The sequence below is a fragment of the Haladaptatus sp. ZSTT2 genome (assembly GCF_037081775.1).
GTDB lineage: Archaea > Halobacteriota > Halobacteria > Halobacteriales > Halococcaceae > QDMS2.
This window is the reverse complement of record NZ_JBAMHQ010000001.1, coordinates 1,270,411-1,291,671: the sequence shown is the minus strand read 5'-3', so window position 1 is coordinate 1,291,671 and position 21,261 is coordinate 1,270,411. Positions and strand designations below refer to the sequence as shown.

Here is a 21,261-nt window from a genome sequence, read left to right as displayed (position 1 = left end):
AGGGACGGTGAACGGCGACCGTGTCGCCGTGTTCCGGCGCTATTCGACGACTTCGAGGATGCCTTCCATTCCAAAGCTCTGGTGGGGCGCACAGTAGTACTCGTACGTGCCGGGAACGTCGAAGGTGAAACTGAACTCCTCGCCCTTACTGTACGTGGTGCCGTCACCGCCGGGAGTTCCCTCCCAATTCGCGCCATCTGGTTGCGAACGCGGGCGCACGTTGTGACCAGACGAATCCCACGTCCACGTCACCTCGCCGCCGACTTTGACCGACGCGCGGGTGGGCGAAAAGCGCAGGTTGCCGCCTTGGCCGACCGTAATGGTGATGGCCGACTGGACGGGCGTTTGTTCTGCGGTCGTCGTTTGCGTGGTCGTCGTGGCCTGCGCTGTGGTTGTTTCCTCCGTCGTCGGCTCCGTCGTTGTTGACTCGGTGGTCGCGGTCGTTGTGGTCTCTTCGTCGCCGCCGCCGGTACACCCGGCGAGAAACGAGAGCCCAGCGACCGTGACGCCGCGTTTGAGGAGGGTTCGTCTATCCATAACCCGGGCTACGGAGTGTCGATGTATCAACGTTTGCTACTGTGTTGGCCGACGGGTGTCAGACATCCCCGTGCCGTTTATATGAATTGGCTCGGAACTGGTGGGTATGCCCGAAATACTCGCCGAGAATCTGTCGGGGAAGGCCGTGATGGGCTCAGACGGGGCTGAAATCGGGATGCTCTACAACATCACGATGGACCTCAAAACGGGGTCGCTCCACGAACTCATCGTCGAACCAACAGAACAGACCAACACGCGCAACGTTGATTTCAGCGTCAACGACAGCGGGCGGTTCAAGGTGCCCGTAAACCGCGTCCAGGCAGTCAAAGACCACATCGTCATCCGTCGTTAAATGCACGTTCTCGACACGTCCGCTTTTATCCACGAGTATCATACGCAAGCGAAGAAGGCCTCTATCCCGCTCGTCCGCGAGGAGCTCGAAGCCGAACACGCCTTCCGTTTCGACGCGATGGAAGGCGCTGGGATGTACATCCACATCCCCGACGAGCAGTCGGTCGAAACCGTCGAGCGCGCCGCGCGCAAGTCGGGCGACTTAGCCGAACTCTCAGATACGGACCTCCGGCTGATTGCGGCGGCCTACGAACTCGAAGGCATTCTCGTCACCGACGACTACGCGATGCAGAACGTCGCAGAGCGCCTCGAAGTCACCGTCGAGGTCATCGCACAGGACGGCATTGACCAACAGCGCAACTGGAAGTTCCAGTGTCAGGGCTGTGGCCGCGTCTATGATGAGAACAAAGACCGCTGTCCGATTTGCGGCACTGGACTCACCCGTAAGAATCCAAGTAGTGCCTAATCGAGCGAGGAAAGCCCGGCAGAAATCAACTGCCTGAGCACCTCTTCTTCCGTGAGACCGTACTCTTGCGCCAGCCGAGCGACCTGCTCTGCAAGATGGTCCTCACAGACGAGTGAGTAGTGGCGCATGAGGGTTTGTACCACACTTTGACATATAAATTTCCGTCAGACAACCGTCAGACCGGGCTGCCAGCCAGCTGGATGTAGAGTTGGAAGAATTGGACTGCGTTGAACGTTCCGTGAATCAGAATGGGGACGACGAGGTTGCCGGTTCGCCGGTAGGTCTCACCGAGTAGCAGCGAGAGGATGAAAATCACGACGAGCGTCGTGAACGTAGAGGCGGGGTTCGTCGCGCTGTAGTACTGGGGAATGTGGATGAGCGCGAAGATACAGCTTGCGACGACGACGGCCGCGCGCTCTGAGAAGCTGTCGTAGAGCGATTTTTGGACGATGTTGCGGAACACGAGTTCCTCGCCCGGGCCGATGACGAGCCACGACAGCGGGATAAGCACGAGCAACAGCGTCGGATTCCCCTCGCGCGCTTGTTGCTCGATACTACTCTCTGCGCCCGACAGCCCGAGCGATTGGAGCAGGATGCTGATGGCGATTGCCGCGCCGTAGAGCACGACCACGCCACCAACGGCGTAGGCGAGGTCGCGTTTGCTCGGCATCCGAATGTCGATGTAGTCGAGGCCAATCTCCCGGAGTTTCAGATACGCAATCGCAGAGAGGGCGAGTCCGAGGCCGAAGAAGGTTGTGAACACGCCGAACTGGACGGCGAAGCCAACGTCTGCGACAATCGAGGTTGGGATGATAGAAAGTGCCATCCCGACGAGGAAGCTGATGAGGCCGACCGCAGACGCAATCGCCACGTCGCGAACCATCCGTGAGAGGCGCTTTGCCGAAATAGCTGCGCCGTCTGCGACCGCCGCCCCGAGGGCGAACAGCCCGGAAAACGCGGCGACTGGGAGGCCGCTGCCGAGCGCTCCAGCGGTTGCATCGGTGAGCGCCGGCGCGAGAAGCGTGTAGATGGCGGCACAGACGACGGCACCGCTTGCGAGTCCCGCGAGGGGCGCGCCCCATGCCCGGGGGAGCAGTTCGTGGCGGCGAAGGAGGAAGGCGAGCAGGGCAACGCCGGCGAGAGCGGCTCCGACAACGCTGCCAACGGTGAGGCCAGCGACGGTCGTTCCCGCGCCCATCCACGGGAGGAACGCGGCGGCGAGGGCGACGCCTGCAAGCGCGACCCCTACGCTGGCCGCAGGGCTCTGTGACATACCGGGTGGTAGGCGGGGACGGCTAAAATCGCTACGGTCTCACTGAATCCAATACGGTTCTTTGTCCTCGACGGCCTGCGCTTCTTCGAAGTCGCCACCACCGAGCAGGCCGCGGGCGGCGCGCTTGCCCCACTCGACTGCGGGCTGGGTGAACGTCTCGACGCCGTAGAGTTCGCCCGCGAGCACACACGCGGCTTCCATCTGGTAGAGCAGGTTCCCGATACCTTCCGCATCGACGCGGTCGAGTTCGATGCGGACGTTCGGCTGGTTCGCCGCCGCGAGCGAGGCTTCGGTCGCGCGGAACTCGGCGTCTAAGAGGTCGCCAAGCGAGTTCCCACTGAGGTAGGCAAGCTCTTCTGCGTCGGTCTCCGGAATCTCGCGGTCTTCGCGGTCGCGCGGGCGAACGAGCGTCACGAGCTTGTCGTTCGGCCCGGCGCGGTACAGTTGGAGTTGTGAGTGCTGGTCGGTCGCCCCGAGCGCGCGCACCGGCGTCTGGCCCATGCCGTCTTTACCCAAGCTTTCGGCCCAGAGCTGGGCGAACCACTCGGCGAACGGCTCTAACGCCTCTGCGTAGGGCACCATCGCGTTGATGCTCGCCCCGCGGAGGTCGAGCGCGTAGGCAATCGCGCCGTAGGCGTAGGCAGGCGAGTCGAACAGCGACCCAGAAAGCGACTTCATCGCCTCTCTACCGCCTTCGAGGACGCCTTCGATGTCGCCGCCCATGATGGCCGCCGGGACGAGCCCGACCGCAGAGAGCGCAGAGAACCGGCCCGGAACGCCGTCAGGAACCTTGAGCGTCGGGAGGTCGTGGGCGTTTGCGAGTTCCCGGAGCGGTCCCTCGTCACCCGTCGTCACGAGCGTCCTGCTGGCCCAATCGACGCCTGCGGTTTCCATCGCGTCGCGGACGATGAGGAAGGTGGCGAGCGTTTCGACGGTCGTGCCCGAGCGCGAGACGACGTTGACGGCGGTTTTGTCGAGCGGGAGGTTGTCGAGGACGGCGGAGGTGTGTTCGGGGTCAACGTTGTCGAGGACGTAGGCGTTCTCGATGCCGAGTGCGGTGGAGATGGTGGCCGCACCGAGGGCGCTCCCACCGATACCGACGGTGAGGACGGCCTCTGCGTCCATGAGCGAGGAGACGGCGTCATGAATCTCGGCTGCCTCCGTTCGCTGCGGGAGGTTGAGCGCTTCGTAGCCGTGTTCGTGCGCCGTGCGGCCCTGTTCGATGCGTTCGTGGGCGAGCGCGACACGCGCATCTAATCGTTCTAGGGCCGCTTCGGTCACACCGGGCTTTGCGACCGAGGCGAGTGCGTTTCCGACGTCCAGGTGCATAGGGAACCCCTCGGGTGGAAGGATAAAATGATTGGTGTATCACGGCCGTGAGAGGTATGCGACAGAAGCTGTCAGCCGCCGTCTCCTGTGGCCCGACAGAACGAGCATATCGCGTGGTTTAATCGGGTCGCTCGCCAACGTCGGGTCATGACAGCCGGTGGTACCAACGAGTCGGACGACGCCTACCGTGGCGTGCTCGGCGCGATTCCCTACGCGCTTCGGGCGAGCGACTCACTGCTGTTTCGGTCGTACGTCGTCGTTGGCTCGCTCGCCTCGGTGCTCGTCACGCTCATCATCACGTTCGCGCTTATCGTACTCATCGCCGCCACGTCGAACGTTCCCGGCGGTTCGCTCACTCTCTCGCGGTCGTTCTACGTCGTCATCGGGATTCTCGTCCTCGGCCCGCTGCTCGCACCCATCCTCTTTGTCGCCCGTCGCCACCGCCGCAACCTGCCCGTGAGCGACAACTACGACACGTTCCTCGCGGTTGCAGGCTACGTGTTTCTGTGCTCGCTCTACATCGGCCTCGTCATCTCGGTGCCAGAGTGCTTCGTCCTTGATGGCCAGTTGACGTGTCGTGACCCACCAACCGGGCTGTTTGCGCCGGTGATCTCTCTCCTCTATGCACTGCCACCACTCACGAGCCTACTGCCACCGCTTCTGGCCGCCCTCCTTATCTTTGCAGTCCATCGCCGCCTGCGTTAAAATTTGTCAACGGTTTAAGTGTGGCGCCTTCTAGCATCTACCATGGGCACAGCCTTCGACGACTTGGCGTTTCTCGCCGGGTCTGAGAATCGGCCTGCCGTTTTACTTGCCGTCACAGAGCGACCGCACACCCGCGACGAACTCGAAGCAGAGACTGGAGCATCTCGCGTGACGCTCGGCCGCATTCTCGCAGACCTCACCGACCGGGGGTGGATACGTCGTCGTGGGCGACAGTACGAGGTGACCGGGCTTGGTCGCCTCGTCGCCAACGCGTACAAGACATTTTTCGAAACCATGGAGACGGTCGCCCAGCTGCAGCCACTCGCGCCGTGGCTGCCGGTCGAAGACTTCGGCTTCGACATCGACCGACTCGAAGACGCTTCGGTGACCATCCCCACGCACTCAGACCCGCTTGCACCCTACCGTCACGCGGCTCACACTCAGCGCCAAGCGTCGTCGCTTACGGTGCTCACGAACGCAACCGCCCCCCAGAACATCGAGGTCATCTGGCGGCGCACCACTGCCGGTGACCTGACCATCGACGCCATCCTCACCCACGATGTCATCGACACCATCCAGAACGACGAGCAGATGGCGTCCATGTTCCGCGATATTTTGGCCTCCGGACAGGCGGATATCCGGCGCTACAACGGCGATATTCCGTTCATCGTCGCCGTGGCCGACGACCTGGTCGATATTGCGATTGCCGACGAAGGCGGCCTGCCTCGGGGGCTTATCCAGGTCGTAGACGAGGAGGTGCGGTCGTGGGCAGAACAGACCATCGCCCGGTATCGGGAGCAATCGATGGAGCTGTCGGTCGAGTCATTTGCTGGCTGAGGCGTACACGAAACGCAGAAAACCCGCGAGCGCCTAGCGCCGCCCATGGAACAGACGGGCACGTTTCTTTGTACGCACGCCGAGGCGGAGTCTGCGATTCTCACCGACGTTTCGACCGGGCAGGTACATACCCTCGGGTCGAATCCCGGCATCGAGGAGGGCGACGCCATCGAGGGAACCCTCGCGCCCGAACCGCCGATGGAGGTGTCGTGGGAACTCGTCTCCGTCGAACGCCGCTGGCAGATTCCAGTCGAACGCAGCGACGAGACGCCGACGCAACTCGAAAAAGACCTCGCTGCGGCACAAGAAACAGGAGAACTCACCACACGCGAACGCGCGGGCATCGGCGAGATTCACGTCCTGACCGTCGACGCTGACCGAACTGACGCGGCCGTCGAAGACGTTCTTGAAGACCAAGCGACCCGCGAGCGTGCCGCGCGCCTCGGGGTCAACCGCGTCGAAATCCGTGCGCAGGCGGGCGTCGTGGCGGTTCGTTACTTGCCCTGAGGCGCGGCCTGACTCTGGACGAGCCAGCCGCCCCGAATCCCACAGGCTTCGCGCTCTACGTACTCGATTTCGGTGGTTTTGCCGACGCGCTCGCCACCCTCTATGGCCTCTATTCTGAGCGGCACGTCGAGTGAATCGCCACAACAGCCCACGTCGAGAAACTCGTCGTATACGTCGCCAACGGCGGGTTTCCCGAGGGTTTTCGTGAGATATGCGCGGAACCACGGCGTGTCGAGTTGCCCCCGTCCCCACCCGCTCAGGTCTGCCGGGTAGGAGACGACAACGCGCGCTGCATCGCTCATGGCATCTCCTATGCGTGCCATCCACAAGCACCTTGTGGGACAGACGAATTTCGTTCACTTCACAATTTCGTATAAGAAGGCTTATTCGACGGGAATAAGGACCCACAGGTATGGTCGAGTTCGAGGTACCGGAAGTCGATTTCTCCCGGTACACCAACCGCCAGTTGGCGGCGGTGCCCCTCGGAGTGCTCGCCGTTGCGCTGCTCATCATCGCTGGGTGGACCGCGATGACGGGTGCGCCGGTCACCCCTGGCATCGCGTTCACCGGCGGCACCGAATTACAGATACAGACGACCGATTCACCGGCCCAAATCGAAGCGACGTTCGACACGCCGGTCGAGTCAATCCAACCGATTCGTTCCACGGACGATACCTACATCGTGACGTTCCAAGCGACCGATGACGGCACGTCCGCCACCGCCATCGAGCAACAGGCGCGGGATGCAGGCTACACCGTCGAGTCCTCACAGAGTCGCTCCCCGAGTTTCGGGGCTGAGACCCAGCGACTTGCGCTGCTTGGCGTGCTCATCGCGTTCCTCGGGATGAGCACCATCGTCTTCATCCTGTTTCGCTCGTTCGTCCCGTCGATTGCCGTCGTCCTCTCTGCGTTCTCGGACATCGTGATTCCGATTGCGCTGATGAACATCTTCGGCATCAAACTCTCGCTCGGGACGGTCGCTGCGCTGTTGATGCTGATTGGTTACAGCGTCGACTCTGACCTCCTGCTCAACAACCACATCCTGCGCCGAAGCGGCGACTTCTATGAATCCACGTATCGTGCGATGCGTACGGGTGTCACGATGACGCTCACGTCGCTCACCGCGATGGCTGTGATGACGGTCACAGCGTTCCTCTTTGGGATTCCGTTGCTGCCGTCGATTGGGATCGTCCTCGTCTTTGGCCTCACCGCTGACCTGATGAACACATACATGCTCAATCTGAGCCTGCTTCGCTGGTACAAATTCGAGGGGGTGGCCCGATGATTTCCGTCCGCGAAAACTGGCGGATTTACCTGTTGGTCATCCTCATCGTCCTCTCGGGGGTCGCCCTGTTCGCGCCGCCCGGCGGCGCAAGCGACGGTCAAGCCGGAACCGCTGATACGGGGCCGACCAACCTCAAGTACGGCCTCGAACTCTCCGGCGGGACGCGCATCCGCGCGCCGCTCGTCGGCTTCACCGCAGAGGACGTTGCGGTCACCGGCGACAACGACCGCGAGGTCGCAAGCACCGTCGCCTCCCAACTCAACATCTCGCGGACGGACGTTCGCGTTGCGCCCCAGACCCGGACGGTCGAGGTGTTCACGAACAACGTGACGAAAGCCGAGTTCGCAAGCGCCCTGCAAGCGGCGGGCCTCGATGCGAGCGAGGAAAGCATCCGCGATGGCGTCACCGCAGAAACCCGTCAAACGGCCGTTGCGGTGCTCACGGAGAAAATCAACCGCATCGGTCTCTCTGGCGGGACGGTCCAGCAGGTCGAGACCACAGAGGAGACGTTCATTCTGATTGAGGTGCCAAACCAGAACCGCTCTGACGTTATCAACCTCATCGGCGACCGCGGGAAGGTCGAAATCGTCGCCGAGTTCCCCGCCCAAGGCAACGGCACGACCGAATATCGACAGGTTTCGATGCTCACGCAGGGTGACTTCACCGAAATCGGCGCGCCCCAGCAGGGGCAGGGCAACGACCCGCCATCCGTACCCGTCGCGCTGAACGACGAAGCCGCCCAGAACTTCTCAGACGGGATGCAGAAGTTCGGCTTCACGAGCCAACAGGGCATCCAGAACTGTCGGTACGAATCGACGCCCGACGACCCCGGCTACTGTCTGCACACCGTCGTTGACGGCCAAGTCGTCTACTCGGCGTCGATGTCCTCCGGCCTCGCGGGCATCATCCAGAACGGCGATTTCGTCAACGACCCGTCGTTCACCATGACGACGACGAACATGTCCGAGGCGCGCGCCCTGCAGGTCAACCTGCAGGCCGGTGCGCTCCCGACGTCCCTCGACATCGAGGGTGAAGGGACGACGTACTTCCTCGAACCCGCACTCGCCTCCGAGTTCAAGCTGTTCAGCCTCATCACCGGCATCATCGCCGTCCTCGCCGTCGCCGGGATGACCTACCTTCGCTACGGCAAACTCGAAATCGCCGCGCCGATGGTCGTCACCGCGCTCGCAGAAGTCGTCATCCTGCTCGGCTTCGCCGCGGCCATCGACCTCGCGCTCGACCTCTCGCACATTGCGGGGCTCATCGCCGTGATTGGCACCGGGGTGGACGACTTGGTGATTATCGCAGACGAAATCATCCAGTCGGGAGAAATCAAGACCAGTCGCGTGTTCCGCGACCGCTTCCGCAAGGCGTTCTGGGTCATCGGTGCGGCCGCCGCGACGACTATCGTCGCCATGAGTCCGCTCGCGGTGCTCAGCCTCGGTGACCTCCAAGGATTCGCCATCATCACCATCGTTGGTGTGCTCATCGGCGTGCTCGTCACCCGCCCGGCCTACGGTGACGTGCTGCGCAACCTGATGAACATCGACTAACGCGGCTCGTTTTTAATTTTCTGCACTCGCCTCTCGCCCGTGTTCGAAGCCCACGCCCGCAGCGAACCCGAACGACGCTAATCCGAATCCGAGTGCAGCAATCCCGATAGTCATCTCGGTCGCACTCCCGTTCAGCAATGCAATACTCCCGAACGTCGTCACCCCGGCGAACGCACCGCTGACCCAGCTCGGCCCTTCAGTGCTTCGCAGCAGCTCTGCATAGCGAATCCAGAGCGCCGTTCCGACGCCGTACACTTGGGCGACGCCGAGCAAGACCAACCACGAGGTCTCAGGCGGCGGCGCAAACAGATAGACGAACCCCGTGACGCCAATGGCGACAGCGACAGATAGCGCGTAGCGAACAGCCCGTTCCATACGAACCGTTCAGCACATCATCACTTAATTCCGCGTTCAGTGGCCACCCGAGACGAGATTTAACCCAATCACCCCGACGACGATGAGGCCGATGAAGCCGAGCCGCGAGAGCGTGGCTGGTTCGTCGAACAGGTACATCCCGAGAATCGCGGTTCCAACCGCACCGATGCCCGTCCACACGGCGTAGGCCGTCCCGACGGGGAGGGTCTCGACGGCTTTCGCGAGCAGCACCATGCTGATGACGAGCGCGACGACGGTTCCGGCGGTCGGAATGGGTTTCGTGAGGCCCTCAGAGTAGCCAAGGCCAATTGCCCACGCAATCTCGAACAGCCCCGCGACGAACAGTAGATTCCACGACATTGTCGACTGCTTTGTCCGCCCGCCCGCTATATCTGCTGTTTTCGCTCTAAAACTCGCTCAGGCCCGCTTGTTCGCGGGCAGCGAGGGCATCTTTGCTCGTCTGCCACGACGCGCGCGCACAGCCGGGCAGTTCGCCGTGTTGTTCGACGAACTCCGTGAGAAACGTCTTCGTCGTCGGGTCGCTCGGATAGCCGCTGCCGACGTCGCCGTACTCCGTGACTAACTCCGCGACGTGGGCGTCGCGGGCGACTTTGGCGATGATGCTCGCCGCGCCCACGATGCGGTAATTTTCGTCTGCGCCGTGTTCCGCGCGGAGGGTGACGTTCTTATCGAGTTTGCCGGCTACGCGACGGGCGAAGCGCGCTTCGTCGGTGTCACAGGCGTCTACGATGCCTTCCATGTCGTCTGCGAGAATCTGGCGGAGAGCGTCTGCCTGCGCGCGGACGGTGAGCGTGTTCAGGTCCGTTTCGGGGTCGTCAATCTGCGAAACCGTCACCTCCGCGATGCCGATGGCGACGTTCGGCGAGGCGCGGAGGGCGTCTGCGAGTTCTTCGCGGCGGGCGGGCGTGAGAAACTTCGAGTCGGTGATGCCGTCCGGGAGTACGTCCTCGTCGGGCACGCTCACGGCGGCGGCGAACATCGACCCGAGGACGGGCCCGCGCCCGGCCTCGTCAGCACCAAAGTGCCCAGTCATCACCCGAACGTTGCAGAGCAACTAAAAAACGTTTCTGCCCGCTAGTCGAGGAAGAACTCCTCGGCTTCGAACGGTTCGTCTTCGCCTTCGACCGCGAGCACGTCGAGGGCGGTCACGACGGCGTTCACCCCGAGGATGCCGGCCAAGCTCGGTTCGGTGCGGCCGTCGTCCCCGCTCACGAGTTCTTTGATGTAGAGCCCACCCGCGCCGTGGATGGTGAGGTCTGCGTGGTATTCGTCCACCAGTTCGCCTTCGATGTCGTACACCTCGCGCACGCGGGTCAGGTTCGCCCGGCGGTGGTCGACGCGCTGGGGCGTGTACTGCTCTACGGTCGCGCCGTCGAGTTCCCCGATTGCCGCCTGTAAGTCTTCAACGGTCACCGGATGCGCGAACTTCACGTCCATGCGGTAGGTCTTCGACGCGTCGTGTTCCTTGACGCGCTCGACCATCTCGTAGGTGCACGCGCGCAAACCTTCGACCTCGATTTTCCCATCTGCCTGTTCGTTGACCGCGTCCTCAAGCGCGGCCAAATCGACGTGGCGAATCTTCGGATTCGAAATCTCCATCACGAACGGGCGGCCGGTCCCGAGCATGAGCGCGTCTACGTCCTCGCGGCCCGCGCCGTGAAACGTGGTTGCCTCGCCATCCATCGCTTCGAGCAGCGGCGGTGCCGCGAGCTGTTCGACGCTTTCGGGGTAGCGATACCCGCTTCCGGCACAGACGTGACATGGCTTGCCGCGAATCGTCCCCGTCTCGTTGCACTCAGAACACGGCCACTTCGTCTGGGGGATGTCGCGTTCGAGTTTGCGATATCGGCCGTAGACGAACGTCGAGTGGTTGCGCATCTCGACTGTATCGCCCTCTAAATCGAGCGTGAACATCACGTGCGGGCGGCCGAAGTCAACCTCCGTCTCGGTGAGCCGCCCGATGCGCTTGCCCACCTCGCGGTTGAACTCGGATTTGAACTGCTCGCCTGCGTCCTCGGGGAGGCCCGCGCTCTCGCGCAAGAGCAGTTCGTTCTCCTCGATGAGCGGTGGCGTGCGCGTGCCGACCTGATACGTGTCGAATTCGAGGCCCTCGACCGATTCGGCGGCGCGCGCTGCCCACTCGTCGAACGTCGCACAGAGGCCTTCACAGACCCAGCACTCCGAAACGTCGGTGGGTTCGTAGGGTTCGTCGTCTGCCAATGCCACGGCGGTCCGCAGCGCGTTCCCGCGCTGTTCGTTGGTGAGGCCGAAGCTCCGCTCGGCGAACACCCGGCCCAGACAGGAATCGCAGACGGGGCCGTTCTCTCCGACCGCTCGCGCATCGTCGAGAATCGTCATTATCGAATCTGTGTCCCGCTCGGATTAACAGTCTTGGTTTTACTGTAGCTTGCGCGAACGTGTTAGTTGGTTAAGATATTTGGGTGCCGCTCACGAACCGGCGTGTATGGCGTCCTCTAACCGTCCGCTTCTCACCACCGCAGCCGTCTGGTTTGGCGCATTTCTGTTGTTCACCCTTCCGACTGCGTCCGTTCTCGTCTACAGCGTCGAACTGCTCGCAGGAGCCGCAGGCGCAGCGTCGCTGCTCACCGGGACTGCAGCAAACGCGCTCCATTTCGCCGCGGTCATCGTCGGTGCGCAAGTCGCCTCCGACATCGCTGCGGTCAGACTCCACGGCTTCGCGTACTTACACCAAGGCCGTCGAGGGTTGCGCCTCGCACGTCATCTCCTCCACGTCCTCGTGGCGCTCGCAACGCTCCTCGTCGTCGGCTCACTGCTCGTTGCAATCACCCAGTGGAGTCTCGACACCGGCAACACAGTGTATTTGGTGTTCATCGGGGCGGTCGTTCTTGCGCTCTGCTGGGTTGCGCTCCGGACAGTGAGGGCGTTCAGACAGGGGCTTCACGAACCGATTGGCACGGACGGCGACTGGCTCGCGGCAACGAGCAAAAAGTGAGTGCAGGTTATACGGTCGAGAGTTCGATGGAACTCGTCTGGGTCGCACCGGTTTCGTCGGTGACCCGCAGGGTCATCTCAAGGATACCGCAGTAGTCGAGTTCGACCTCGGTGGTTTCACCCGTTCGTTCGTACTCGCCGTCTCCGTCGATGTCCCACTCGTAGGAGACAATCTCGCCGTTTGGCGAACTCGATTCATTCCCTGAGAGGGTCACCACCGCGCCCGAGTCAAAGTCAAGATTCTCCGCGTTTTCCGGGTCGGTCGTGATGACCGCCTCGACGGGTGCGGTTTCCTGATACGGCGTGTCATCGACAAGCGTGTGTTCCGGGCCGGGGGCGCTCTCGCTTGCGGCGAGCGCGTGGATGCTTCCAACCTCGCCGTTCGGTGGCACTCCTGGGCCAGTCACCTGCACATAGAGGTGGTCGTTCGCCGGGACGGCCGTTCTGACGTAACTGTCGTCTGCGTTCTCGTCTACGCCGTAGCTCCACTGTTCTGCGCCGTCAGTGGAGATGGCGAACACCACCGGGCGGGCGTAACTCGACCCGACGTACGTCGAACCGTGCTCGAAGTAGCCCAGCTCTTTTTCGTCTATGACGGAGGCTTCAGTCGGGTAGGTTCCGCCGACATATACCGTTCCGGCACTGACCGACGGAATGCTTCGCAACTCGGCTGCCGTCGTGAACTGCCACTGTTCTTCACCCGTCTCGGCGGAGAGCGCGTGGAGCGCGCCAACGCGTTCGTTGTCTTCCGGTGCGGCCGGCCCGTTTGCGGCGCGTTCGGTGCTGTCGTCGCTTGCGACGTACACCGTCCCGTCTGCCACGGCGGGCGCGCTCAGCCGATTCGGGACGCTGTCTGCGAAGTTCGCAAACACCTGCGTCTCCCAGACGACCGAGCCATCTCCAGTCGAGAGCGCCCATACCGTGTCCGAAGTCGGTGCCGCGCCGTCGCTCATCGTCAGATAGAGCTGGTCGTCGGTGGCCGCGAGGGACGCGGCGTCCGCGCCGTCTGGCAGCGGTGCTTCCCACTGGACGGTGCCGTCAAAGCCAACTGCGCCAATCGTCTGTGGCGTGGCGACGTAGAGTGCGTCCCCACCCGCCGCTTGGGCGCGAATGCTGTTGTCGGTGGCTATCTCCGCCGTCCACTGCACGTCGCCCGTCGCTGCGTCGAGGGCGTAGATTGTCGCCCCTGAGACGGCGTAGGCCGTCCCGTCGCGGACGAGTACCGCGTCATCGGGTTCTCTCGGTTCCATGCTCGTCCACAGCGTCTCGCCGGTCTCTGCGGAGAGCGCCATGACGCCGCCGTTCGGCGGGGTTTCGTCCTGTCGGTCGCCGCCCGTGTAGACGACTGCGGGTTTTGCGGCGACGAACACGCGGCCGTCAGCGACGGTCGGGGCCGCCATCACCGCGCCAATCGTGTCGTCAGAGCGAATCCACCGGACGCCGCTACTGGTGGCATTGTACGCCGCAACTTCGCCGCGACTCTCGTCGATGTCGTAGGACGCGATCGTGCCGATGTAGGCAGTTCCGGAGACCACCGTCACGTCGGTCGGGTCTCCAGAGAGGTCGTCACCGGGTGTCCAGCCGGGGGCTGCATAGGGGCGTGGCCCCTGTCCTGTAGTGTATCCCGTCCGCCCGACTGTGCCGCGGCTCACGGGCCAGTCAGGCTCCTCACCGGCCGGAGCGACTGCGAGCGCGTTCGTACCAAGCAGGCCAGTTGCGGCGGTGATGCCGATACCTTTCAGGAACGTCCGTCTGGCGGGTCGGGACATGTGTTTGACAAAAGACGAATCTCGCACCTAACTATAGGTTAGCTAACATCAACTGGGCTGACTGTTCATCTGCGTTTCTGGTGTTTCAGCGCCCGCAGACGGGCGATTTCGGGTTATTTTTCTGAACTATCCCGTCGCGTCCGCTCGCGTCTCTCGGGACGAAAAACAGCGGTCTCATCCGATTGGTGGCACGTCGTGGCAGTATCGGTGCACGGTTAGGTGGCGATTTCGTCCTCGATGGCTCCCACTCGCTCCATCTGTTCGACCATCAACACGCCGTAGATGCCGCGCTTGCTCTCGTCGAGTCGGTGCGTCTTGAGGTGGGTTCGAGCCAGTTCTTTCAACGTCGTTCGGTCTGTGGCCTCCACCCCACTCCGGACGTAGCGTTGGCCACAGACTGGACAGGTGATTATCCCGTACTTCCCCATATCCACTGTTCTGCCCGTCACAGCAAGAAACTTGCGGACGTTATCGAATAGTGTCATATGGAGACCGCTATAGGGTCGTCCTTTGAACTGTGACTATCCCAAAAACATATATTATTCGAGGCGGGTCATTCGCCGCCGTCACCGACGACGCTGTCGGGGGTGGCAACCGGCGCTGCTGGCGGCTCGTCGGCCATCGTGACCACGCGCTGTGGGAACGGGATTTTGATGCTCTCGCGGGTGAACGCCTGATAGATGCGCTTGTTCATCTCGTGGGTGGCTCGGCCGCGCAAGACGGGGTCGCCAATCCAACACAGCAGTTCAAAGTCGAGCGCTGAGTCGCCAAAGCCCCGGAATCGCACGCGTGGATGGGGCTGCTCGAGGACGAGGTTTTCAGCATCCGCCTCTGCGAGCAACACCTCCTCGACGCGGTCTATGTCAGTGCCGTAGGCAACGCCCACGGGGAGACGAATCCGGCGCTCGCGCTCGGGGGTCGATTCGTTCACGATGCGCGCGGAGTTGAGCACGGCGTTTGGCACCGTCACGAGCATGTCGTCGCGCGTGCGAATGACGGTGCTGCGAATCGAAATATCCTCGACCCGACCGCGTTCGCCCGACTCTAAGACGATGTAGTCACCCACGGCGTAGGTGCCGTCGAAGTAGAGTGCGATGCCGCCGAAGAAGTTTGCAATCGTGTCGCGGGCGGCAAGGCCAACCACGATACCGATAATCCCCGCAGACGCGAGAAACGGCGTGATGTCGATCTGCCAGAGTGTAAGCAAGAGGAAGATGGTTGCGCCGAGAATGACCGCCGTCCAGACGTTTTGGAAGATCGGGACAACCGTTTGGTCGAACTCACGTTCGTTGGTGACCACTTTCGACACCTTCCGCCCGAGGCGGGTGAGCGTGAACGCCCAGAGGACGGTGAGCGTCGAAAGCGTCCCGGCGAGCAGTGGTGCATCCACCGTCGGCGCGAGGCCGAGCGGGACGGTTGCGATGTACGCCCCGATGAGGACGACCGAGACGTAGAGCGGCGCTTGGATGGTCTTGAAAATCACGTCATCAACTTCGCCCTCGATGCGCGCGGTCAGATGCGGAATGACCGTCTTCCCGAGTAGTTCAATCCCTTTTGCGACGAGGAGCGAGACGGTAATCGTCACCAACACCCCTTGCCACGGCGGGAGCGCGAGCAGCGCCTCGCGCAGTAACAGTTCGATTTCCGCCACCGTTGTCATAGCTGACAGTTGGGCAGACGCGAGATAAAACGTGGTGTCGCCGTCACTCCATCTCGATGAAGATGCGGGCGATTTCCTCTAGGTTTCCAACGGGCGTGATGTGAGCCGTGTGGTCGGTCAGCAGTGGTGGGCCAAGGAACGAAGAGACGGCCCCAAAGTCGTCAGATTCGAGAATGAAGTAGAACGTGTGTTCGTTGGTTGCGACGTACGCGCCCTGGAGGTGGATTCCCTGTTCCTCTGCACGGGTGTGCATGGTCGAAATCCACTCGCGGGCGTCGTCGGCTCGGTCTTCGCGCGCCCAGCAATGGTCTGGGCTGTGTGTGAGCGTTGCGATGAATTGCATGATTGTGTCTGGTTTTTCACCTCTCTATTCTCCATCCCATCCGTTCACCTAGCACCCTCACCGTTCACCTCTCTATGGAGATACGGTGGCTGGGCTGAAAACCTCCCGCTCAGGAAATCCGAACTACCTTTGTACTCCCGCGAATCTGTCAGGATATGAATTCGTGGCTGCTTGCCCTCGTCGTCGGCATCTTACAGGGCATCTTCGAGTGGCTCCCCATCTCCAGCGAGGGAAACATCACCCTCTTTCTCACGGCGTTTCAGGGCGTCTCGCCGCAAGTTGCCGTCCAGTTCTCGCTGTTTCTCCACGGCGGGACGGCCGTCTCCGCGCTCGCGTACTACCGAGACGAAGTGGTCTCGGTGCTCGCCTCGCTCCCACAGTGGCGACCGCGCGAGGCCTTCGAGAGCGACACGGCAGACCTCTCGTTTCTCGCCCTCGCCACGCTCGCCTCGGGCGTAGTCGGCCTCGTCGCCTACACTGCGCTCATGGACCTCGCCTCGGCGCTCACGGGCAGTGCGTTCGTCGCGCTCATCGGCGTCTTGCTCGTCGTGACCGGCATCGTCCTCCGGAGCGCAGACCGGCTTTCGCTCGGGACTCGCGAGGAACCAACCCTGTTCGACGCCGTGCTCGTCGGCGGCCTCCAAGGCCTTGCCATCCTCCCGGGTGTGTCGCGGTCTGGAACCACCGCGAGCGCGCTGCTCCTTCGCGGCCACGACGGGCCGTCTGCACTTCGTCTCTCGTTTTTGCTCTCGATTCCGGCTGCGTTCGCCGCGGGTGCGCTCACCGTGCTCACCGAGGGCGTTCCGGCCATCGACCCCGGCCCGGCGCTGTTCGCGCTCGGTGTCGCCGCCGTCGTGGGCTATCTGACCATCGACGCGCTCATGCGAGTCGTCCACCGGGTTGCGTTCTGGGCGATCTGTGTTGGGCTTGGCTCACTCGCCATTCTTGGCGGAGTGCTTACACTCGCCTGACCTGTCGCATTATAGGTCTTTACACAGAACGTTCTTACTCCCTGATGTCAATGTAGTGTACATGGGTGTTAGAACAGCCGTCGTACTGGCGGCAGGGGAGGGGACTCGCTTACATCCGTTGACGCGCAACCGTCCGAAGCCGATGCTTCCGGCGGCGAACCGTCCGGTAATGGCCTACGTCTTTGATGCGCTCATCGACGCAGGCATCGAACAGATTCACGTGGTCGTCGGCTACAAGCGCGACCGCGTCCAGGAGTATTTCGGCCACTCCTACCGGAACGTACCACTTACGTACCACATCCAGGAAAAACAGCTCGGGAGCGGCCACGCCCTGTTACAGGTCCAGGAGGCCGTCACCGAGTCGATGATCGTCGTAAACGGCGACCGCGCGCTTGAGGCGGGCATCATCAAAGACGTGATAGATGCCTACGAACAGTACGGCACGCCCGCGCTCGCCGTCCTCGAACGCGACCACCCGAACCGCTACGGGACGGTCGTCTTAGATGGCGGACGCATCCAACAGCTCGTCGAGAAGCCGGACGTGGCCATCTCACGGCTCATCAACGCCGGGGTGTACGCCTTCGATGCGTCGATTTTCGACGCCATCGACCAGACGCCCCGCGAAGACGGCGAACTCGCGCTCACCGCGACTATCTCGCGGCTCATCGACGAGGGCACCGTGGTTCGCGGCGTGCGCACCGAAGGCATGTGGGTGGATGCAACCTACCCGTGGGACATCCTCCACATGAACCGTGAACTGCTCGCGCGTGGGCGCGTCGAGGAGCCAAGCGAAGACGGTGAGGTGTGGGTTGCAGACAGCGCGCTCGTCCACGAGGACGCAACGCTGCTCGGCCCCGTCGTCATCGGTCCCGATTGTGTGGTCGGCCCCGGGTCGGTCGTCGGCCCGAACGTCGCCCTCGGGCGTAACGTCACGATTGGTGCCAACGCGACCGTCGAGCAGTCGGTCATCGACGCGGACACCCGGGTCGGCCCCGGCAGCGTCCTCATCGATTGTGTGACCGGCCAGGACGTCCACCTCGGCGCGAGTACCATCGTGCCCGGTGGTCCGGCGGACGTGCGCATCAACGCACAGGTGTACGAAAATCAAGAACTCGGCGCGGTGTTCGCAGACCGAGTTAGAGCAGAGGGGGCAATCAGCGTCGCACCGGGCACGCTCGTGGGTTCGGGAGCCCACCTCCACACGGGGGTGCAGATTTCGGGCTACATTGTAGAAGGGGCAGAGGTGATGAGATAATGTGTGGAATTATTGGCTGCGTTGGCCGAGAGGGGGAAACGTTAGATGTACTGATGAACGGGCTGTCGAAGCTCGAATACCGCGGCTACGACTCGGCGGGTGTCGCGCTCGTAAACGATGACATCTCCGTCGTCAAGCGCCAGGGGGAACTCGTCAACTTAGAGCAGGCGGTTCAGGGAACCGGCTTGAGCGGTCGCCTCGGCATTGGCCACACCCGGTGGTCAACCCACGGCCCGCCAAACGACCGCAACTCCCACCCGCATCAAGATTGCACGGGCGATGTGGCGGTGATTCACAACGGCATCATCGAGAACTACCAGACGCTGCGTGACGAACTCACAGAGCAGGGCCACGAGTTCCAAAGCGACACTGACACGGAAGTGGTGTCCCACCTCATCGAGCGAAATCTCGACGCGGGTATGACGCAGAAAGAGGCGTTCTACGACGCCATCAAGACCATCGAGGGGAGCTACGCGATTCTCGCCGTGTTCGCGGGTCACGACACCATCTACGCGGCGCGCCAAGACTCGCCGCTCGTCCTCGGCATCGCAGAAGACGCGACGTACCTCGGCAGTGACGTTCCTGCCTTTCGCGATTACACCGACCAAGTGGTGTACGTAGAAGACGGTGAAATCGCCGTCATCAACGAGCGCGAGTGGTACGTGACCGACCACTCGGGGACACACCACGACAAAGAGGTTCACACCATCGAGTGGAACGCAGAGGAGACGGGCAAGAGTGGCTACGACCACTTCATGATAAAGGAGATTCACGAACAGCCCCGCGCGCTGCGTCAGTGTCTCCGCGGCCGGATGAACGAACTCACTGGCTCGATTACCATCGAAGAACTCGGTGAGTTACAGCCAACGGGCGTCCAGTTCGTCGCTTGTGGGACCTCGTATCACGCTGCGATGTACGGTGCAGAACTGTTCCGCGAAGCCGGGATTCCGGCCCAAGCGTTCCTCGCGAGCGAGTTCACCACCTCGCCACCGCCCGCGGGCGACGACCTCGTCATCGGTGTCACCCAGTCCGGTGAGACCGCAGACACGCTCTCTGCGCTGCGCGAGGCAAAGCGCCGTGGGGCGACCACGCTTGGGGTCACCAACGTCATCGGGAGCACTGTTTCGCGGGAGTGCGACCACGTCTTTTACATCCGCGCTGGCCCCGAGATTGGGGTCGCCGCCTCGAAGACGTTCGCCTCGCAGCTCGCCGCGATGACGCTGCTCGTCATGGCAACCGCGCCGGTCAAATCCTCGACCAAGCGCGACATCATCGAGGCGTTCCGCGACCTCCCGAGCGCGGTGCAGGCGATTCTCGACGAAGCGCCTCTCACCGAAGCCATCGCAGAGAAGTATCTCGATGCCGATGCGTACTTCTTCATCGGCCGGGGACTCAACTTCCCCGTCGCGCTTGAGGGCGCGCTCAAGATGAAGGAGATTACCTACAAGCACGCAGAGGGCTTTGCCGCGGGCGAACTCAAACACGGCCCGCTCGCGCTCGTCTCCGATAAGACGCCGGTCATCGCCATCGTCACCGGCGACGACGAGATTGCGCGAAAAACCATCGGCAACGTCAAAGAAGTCGAGGCACGCGACGCGCCGGTCATCGCCGTCACCGACGGCCAGTCGGACGTCGAACGCTACGCAGACCACGTCATTCGCATCCCTGAGAGCCACCCGCGCACCGCGCCGATTCTCGGGAACGTCCCGCTCCAGTTGCTCGCCTACTACACGGCCGCACAGCTCGGGCGGTCGATTGACAAGCCGCGCAACCTCGCAAAGAGTGTGACGGTCGAGTGACATCCTCCCGCGCCTAAAGGCGCGGGCCTCCCACCCGGTGTTGGCCGGGCAGGTCAATCTTGAGGGTTGGGAGTCTAAGGTTTGCTGGACCGTCAGCCAGTGGCTCTGCCACGAAGCCGTTACTCGTATCCCGTAGAGGGCTTCGAGTTACCTGATTGTTTAACGACGGTCGGCGTGGTCGGCTTACTTTTTGATTTCGACTGGAGGTCGCGGCAAACACCGAACCAACTGCCAGTTTTCCACGCACAGGCTCCAATACGATAATCTGTGGCTTTAATTGTTGGATTCATCCTGTGGCTAAAGCCGCAGTATTCTCCGTGAATCCGTATAATCAGTCGTCGTATTCGGGCGGAACGAACGCCGCCGAAACTGCTTTTCCGATTTTCGTTTCGCCGAGCTCGCGCCATGACAGCCCCACGCGCGTCCCAGCGAGTGCGAGGCCGAGGCAGATAGCATACGCACCCATTGCAGGCCGTGTGAGCGTCCCGGTGAGGAGCGCAGCCGCGACCAGCGTGGAGAAGGCGACCACGCCCGCGAGGCCAGCGAACCGCAGTGGCGCACGCGAGAGACGGGCTGTAAGCCGCTTCGTCGCGCGCCGCATCCTCGACGTCTCTACGGCGGGTACAACCGCTTTCGTAAACCGGTCGAGTGCGACGATAACGGGGCCAACGAACCACGACTCGCGCAGGTCGATGACGATAACCTCTGGTTCTGGCTCCGCGGTGAGCCAGCGAAAGAGGTACGACTGTTGTACCCAGTGAGAAAGCTTCTGTCCAGCGCGCGAGATGGCCGAGTTTTCGATTGCCAGCGATAGTGTGGCGCTGAACCTGCCAACTTTCGATTCGGCAATCGCCGCTCGAAGCCGCGCAGTCATGGAGTTTTGTTGACGAGAAGTGTCCGAGTTCATGGAAGTATGGGAGAACGGAAAGCGCGGAATTTCTACGTCTACGTCGTGTCTAGGCGGGGAAAAGAATTTTGTTCTTGCTTCCCGACTATTTTTCTGTGTCATTTGCTAGCGCCAGCAGTAACCTTTATTACGAATAATTTGTTCCATTAATTACTTAGCAGATATATTAGAATAATTATATATTCTCTGCCTTCATATGAGAAGTTGTAATGTCCAGCAGCTCATTCAAAGCCTACCTCGCAGAGAACCCACAGATGACCGGCGCACTGTTCATGCTGATGCTCTTGCTCAGCTCCGTCGGGAACGCGGCAGCCGGTGTGGCTGGAACGGTCAGTGGCCCGTAAA

At 62.2% G+C, this 21,261-nt stretch carries 26 protein-coding genes; 12 read left to right on the top strand and 14 right to left on the bottom strand.

The window, feature by feature from the left end:
* Positions 1-39: 39 nt before the first annotated feature.
* Positions 40-537 carry a cupredoxin domain-containing protein gene (locus tag V5N13_RS07090; protein ID WP_336360194.1) on the bottom strand — a complete coding sequence of 166 codons (498 nt, stop codon included), beginning with the start codon at positions 535-537 and terminating at the stop codon, positions 40-42.
* A 106-nt stretch (positions 538-643) separates the two neighbouring features.
* Between V5N13_RS07090 and V5N13_RS07085 the strand changes: the two genes are divergently transcribed.
* Complete coding sequence (locus tag V5N13_RS07085) at positions 644-889, top strand: PRC-barrel domain-containing protein (RefSeq protein ID WP_332897201.1); 246 nt, start codon at positions 644-646, stop codon at positions 887-889.
* Complete coding sequence (locus V5N13_RS07080) at positions 890-1,354, top strand: NOB1 family endonuclease (protein WP_336360193.1); 465 nt, start codon at positions 890-892, stop codon at positions 1,352-1,354.
* Here V5N13_RS07080 and V5N13_RS07075 read toward each other — a convergent pair.
* Genes V5N13_RS07075 through V5N13_RS07065 form a run of 3 tightly spaced genes read right to left on the bottom strand, consistent with a single transcriptional unit; the run spans position 1,351 to position 3,956 of the window.
* Complete coding sequence (locus tag V5N13_RS07075) at positions 1,351-1,497, bottom strand: CopG family transcriptional regulator (protein WP_332897199.1); 147 nt, start codon at positions 1,495-1,497, stop codon at positions 1,351-1,353. The two genes, V5N13_RS07080 and V5N13_RS07075, sit on opposite strands and share 4 nt — an antisense overlap.
* Before the next feature lie 32 nt (positions 1,498-1,529).
* Positions 1,530-2,627: a CPBP family intramembrane glutamic endopeptidase gene (locus V5N13_RS07070; protein ID WP_336360192.1), complete on the bottom strand. Its 1,098-nt coding sequence runs from the start codon at positions 2,625-2,627 to the stop codon at positions 1,530-1,532.
* 39 nt (positions 2,628-2,666) lie between these two features.
* Positions 2,667-3,956, bottom strand: a complete 1,290-nt coding sequence (locus V5N13_RS07065; protein WP_336360191.1) for a glucose-6-phosphate isomerase — start codon at positions 3,954-3,956, stop codon at positions 2,667-2,669.
* 147 nt (positions 3,957-4,103) lie between these two features.
* Between V5N13_RS07065 and V5N13_RS07060 the strand changes: the two genes are divergently transcribed.
* Genes V5N13_RS07060 through V5N13_RS07050 form a run of 3 tightly spaced genes read left to right on the top strand, consistent with a single transcriptional unit; the run spans position 4,104 to position 6,005 of the window.
* On the top strand, positions 4,104-4,661 hold the full coding sequence (locus V5N13_RS07060) for a hypothetical protein (RefSeq protein WP_332897196.1): 558 nt from the start codon (positions 4,104-4,106) through the stop codon (positions 4,659-4,661).
* A 42-nt stretch (positions 4,662-4,703) separates the two neighbouring features.
* The gene (locus tag V5N13_RS07055) at positions 4,704-5,498 is read left to right on the top strand and encodes a helix-turn-helix transcriptional regulator (protein ID WP_336360190.1); all 795 of its coding nucleotides are present in this window, start codon (positions 4,704-4,706) and stop codon (positions 5,496-5,498) included.
* A 45-nt stretch (positions 5,499-5,543) separates the two neighbouring features.
* Positions 5,544-6,005, top strand: a complete 462-nt coding sequence (locus V5N13_RS07050) for a DUF5812 family protein (protein ID WP_332897194.1) — start codon at positions 5,544-5,546, stop codon at positions 6,003-6,005.
* On the opposite strand, the gene V5N13_RS07045 is transcribed toward V5N13_RS07050, so the two are convergent.
* Positions 5,993-6,307, bottom strand: a complete 315-nt coding sequence (locus tag V5N13_RS07045) for a hypothetical protein (protein ID WP_332897193.1) — start codon at positions 6,305-6,307, stop codon at positions 5,993-5,995. The genes V5N13_RS07050 and V5N13_RS07045 overlap by 13 nt on opposite strands.
* Positions 6,308-6,417: 110 nt before the next feature.
* On the opposite strand from V5N13_RS07045, the gene secF reads away from it, so the two are divergent.
* Both secF and V5N13_RS07035 read left to right on the top strand, forming a co-directional pair.
* Positions 6,418-7,290: a protein translocase subunit SecF gene (gene secF / locus V5N13_RS07040; protein WP_332897192.1), complete on the top strand. Its 873-nt coding sequence runs from the start codon at positions 6,418-6,420 to the stop codon at positions 7,288-7,290.
* Positions 7,287-8,843: a preprotein translocase subunit SecD gene (locus V5N13_RS07035; RefSeq protein WP_336360189.1), complete on the top strand. Its 1,557-nt coding sequence runs from the start codon at positions 7,287-7,289 to the stop codon at positions 8,841-8,843. Before secF ends, V5N13_RS07035 begins: the two co-directional genes overlap by 4 nt.
* A 12-nt stretch (positions 8,844-8,855) precedes the next feature.
* On the opposite strand, the gene V5N13_RS07030 is transcribed toward V5N13_RS07035, so the two are convergent.
* The 4 genes from V5N13_RS07030 to V5N13_RS07015 are packed head-to-tail and all read right to left on the bottom strand — an operon-like array spanning position 8,856 to position 11,597.
* The gene (locus V5N13_RS07030; RefSeq protein WP_336360188.1) at positions 8,856-9,218 is read right to left on the bottom strand and encodes a hypothetical protein; all 363 of its coding nucleotides are present in this window, start codon (positions 9,216-9,218) and stop codon (positions 8,856-8,858) included.
* Positions 9,219-9,254: 36 nt separating this feature from the next.
* Positions 9,255-9,578: a DMT family transporter gene (locus V5N13_RS07025; protein ID WP_336360187.1), complete on the bottom strand. Its 324-nt coding sequence runs from the start codon at positions 9,576-9,578 to the stop codon at positions 9,255-9,257.
* A 46-nt stretch (positions 9,579-9,624) separates the two neighbouring features.
* A complete protein-coding gene (gene rnhB, locus V5N13_RS07020) occupies positions 9,625-10,272 on the bottom strand; it encodes a ribonuclease HII (protein ID WP_336360186.1) in 648 nt (215 codons plus the stop codon).
* 41 nt (positions 10,273-10,313) lie between these two features.
* On the bottom strand, positions 10,314-11,597 hold the full coding sequence (locus tag V5N13_RS07015) for a tRNA pseudouridine(54/55) synthase Pus10 (RefSeq protein WP_336360185.1): 1,284 nt from the start codon (positions 11,595-11,597) through the stop codon (positions 10,314-10,316).
* A 106-nt stretch (positions 11,598-11,703) separates the two neighbouring features.
* Between V5N13_RS07015 and V5N13_RS07010 the strand changes: the two genes are divergently transcribed.
* Positions 11,704-12,213, top strand: coding sequence for a hypothetical protein (locus V5N13_RS07010; RefSeq protein ID WP_336360184.1), 510 nt, complete (start codon positions 11,704-11,706; stop codon positions 12,211-12,213).
* A 7-nt stretch (positions 12,214-12,220) separates the two neighbouring features.
* Here V5N13_RS07010 and V5N13_RS07005 read toward each other — a convergent pair whose 3' ends face one another.
* The 4 genes from V5N13_RS07005 to V5N13_RS06990 form a co-directional block, all read right to left on the bottom strand.
* Positions 12,221-13,981 carry an outer membrane protein assembly factor BamB family protein gene (locus V5N13_RS07005; RefSeq protein ID WP_336360183.1) on the bottom strand — a complete coding sequence of 587 codons (1,761 nt, stop codon included), beginning with the start codon at positions 13,979-13,981 and terminating at the stop codon, positions 12,221-12,223.
* A gap of 215 nt (positions 13,982-14,196) precedes the next feature.
* Positions 14,197-14,466: a hypothetical protein gene (locus V5N13_RS07000; protein ID WP_336360182.1), complete on the bottom strand. Its 270-nt coding sequence runs from the start codon at positions 14,464-14,466 to the stop codon at positions 14,197-14,199.
* A 68-nt stretch (positions 14,467-14,534) separates the two neighbouring features.
* A complete protein-coding gene (locus tag V5N13_RS06995; RefSeq protein ID WP_336360181.1) occupies positions 14,535-15,641 on the bottom strand; it encodes a mechanosensitive ion channel family protein in 1,107 nt (368 codons plus the stop codon).
* A gap of 43 nt (positions 15,642-15,684) precedes the next feature.
* Positions 15,685-15,984: a DUF3303 family protein gene (locus V5N13_RS06990; RefSeq protein WP_332897181.1), complete on the bottom strand. Its 300-nt coding sequence runs from the start codon at positions 15,982-15,984 to the stop codon at positions 15,685-15,687.
* 155 nt (positions 15,985-16,139) lie between these two features.
* Between V5N13_RS06990 and V5N13_RS06985 the strand changes: the two genes are divergently transcribed.
* The 3 genes from V5N13_RS06985 (at position 16,140) to glmS (ending at position 20,009) form a co-directional block, all read left to right on the top strand.
* Complete coding sequence (locus V5N13_RS06985) at positions 16,140-16,955, top strand: undecaprenyl-diphosphate phosphatase (RefSeq protein ID WP_336360180.1); 816 nt, start codon at positions 16,140-16,142, stop codon at positions 16,953-16,955.
* Positions 16,956-17,016: 61 nt separating this feature from the next.
* Entirely contained in the window at positions 17,017-18,210 is a 1,194-nt protein-coding gene (gene glmU / locus V5N13_RS06980; protein WP_336360179.1) for a bifunctional sugar-1-phosphate nucleotidylyltransferase/acetyltransferase, read from the top strand.
* Positions 18,210-20,009, top strand: a complete 1,800-nt coding sequence (glmS, locus tag V5N13_RS06975) for a glutamine--fructose-6-phosphate transaminase (isomerizing) (protein WP_336360178.1) — start codon at positions 18,210-18,212, stop codon at positions 20,007-20,009. The genes glmU and glmS overlap by 1 nt, the downstream gene beginning before the upstream one ends.
* A 331-nt stretch (positions 20,010-20,340) precedes the next feature.
* On the opposite strand, the gene V5N13_RS06970 is transcribed toward glmS, so the two are convergent.
* Positions 20,341-20,883, bottom strand: coding sequence for a hypothetical protein (locus V5N13_RS06970; RefSeq protein WP_336360177.1), 543 nt, complete (start codon positions 20,881-20,883; stop codon positions 20,341-20,343).
* 242 nt (positions 20,884-21,125) lie between these two features.
* On the opposite strand from V5N13_RS06970, the gene V5N13_RS06965 reads away from it, so the two are divergent.
* Positions 21,126-21,260: a DUF7503 family protein gene (locus tag V5N13_RS06965; RefSeq protein WP_336360176.1), complete on the top strand. Its 135-nt coding sequence runs from the start codon at positions 21,126-21,128 to the stop codon at positions 21,258-21,260.
* Position 21,261 lies beyond the last annotated feature (1 nt).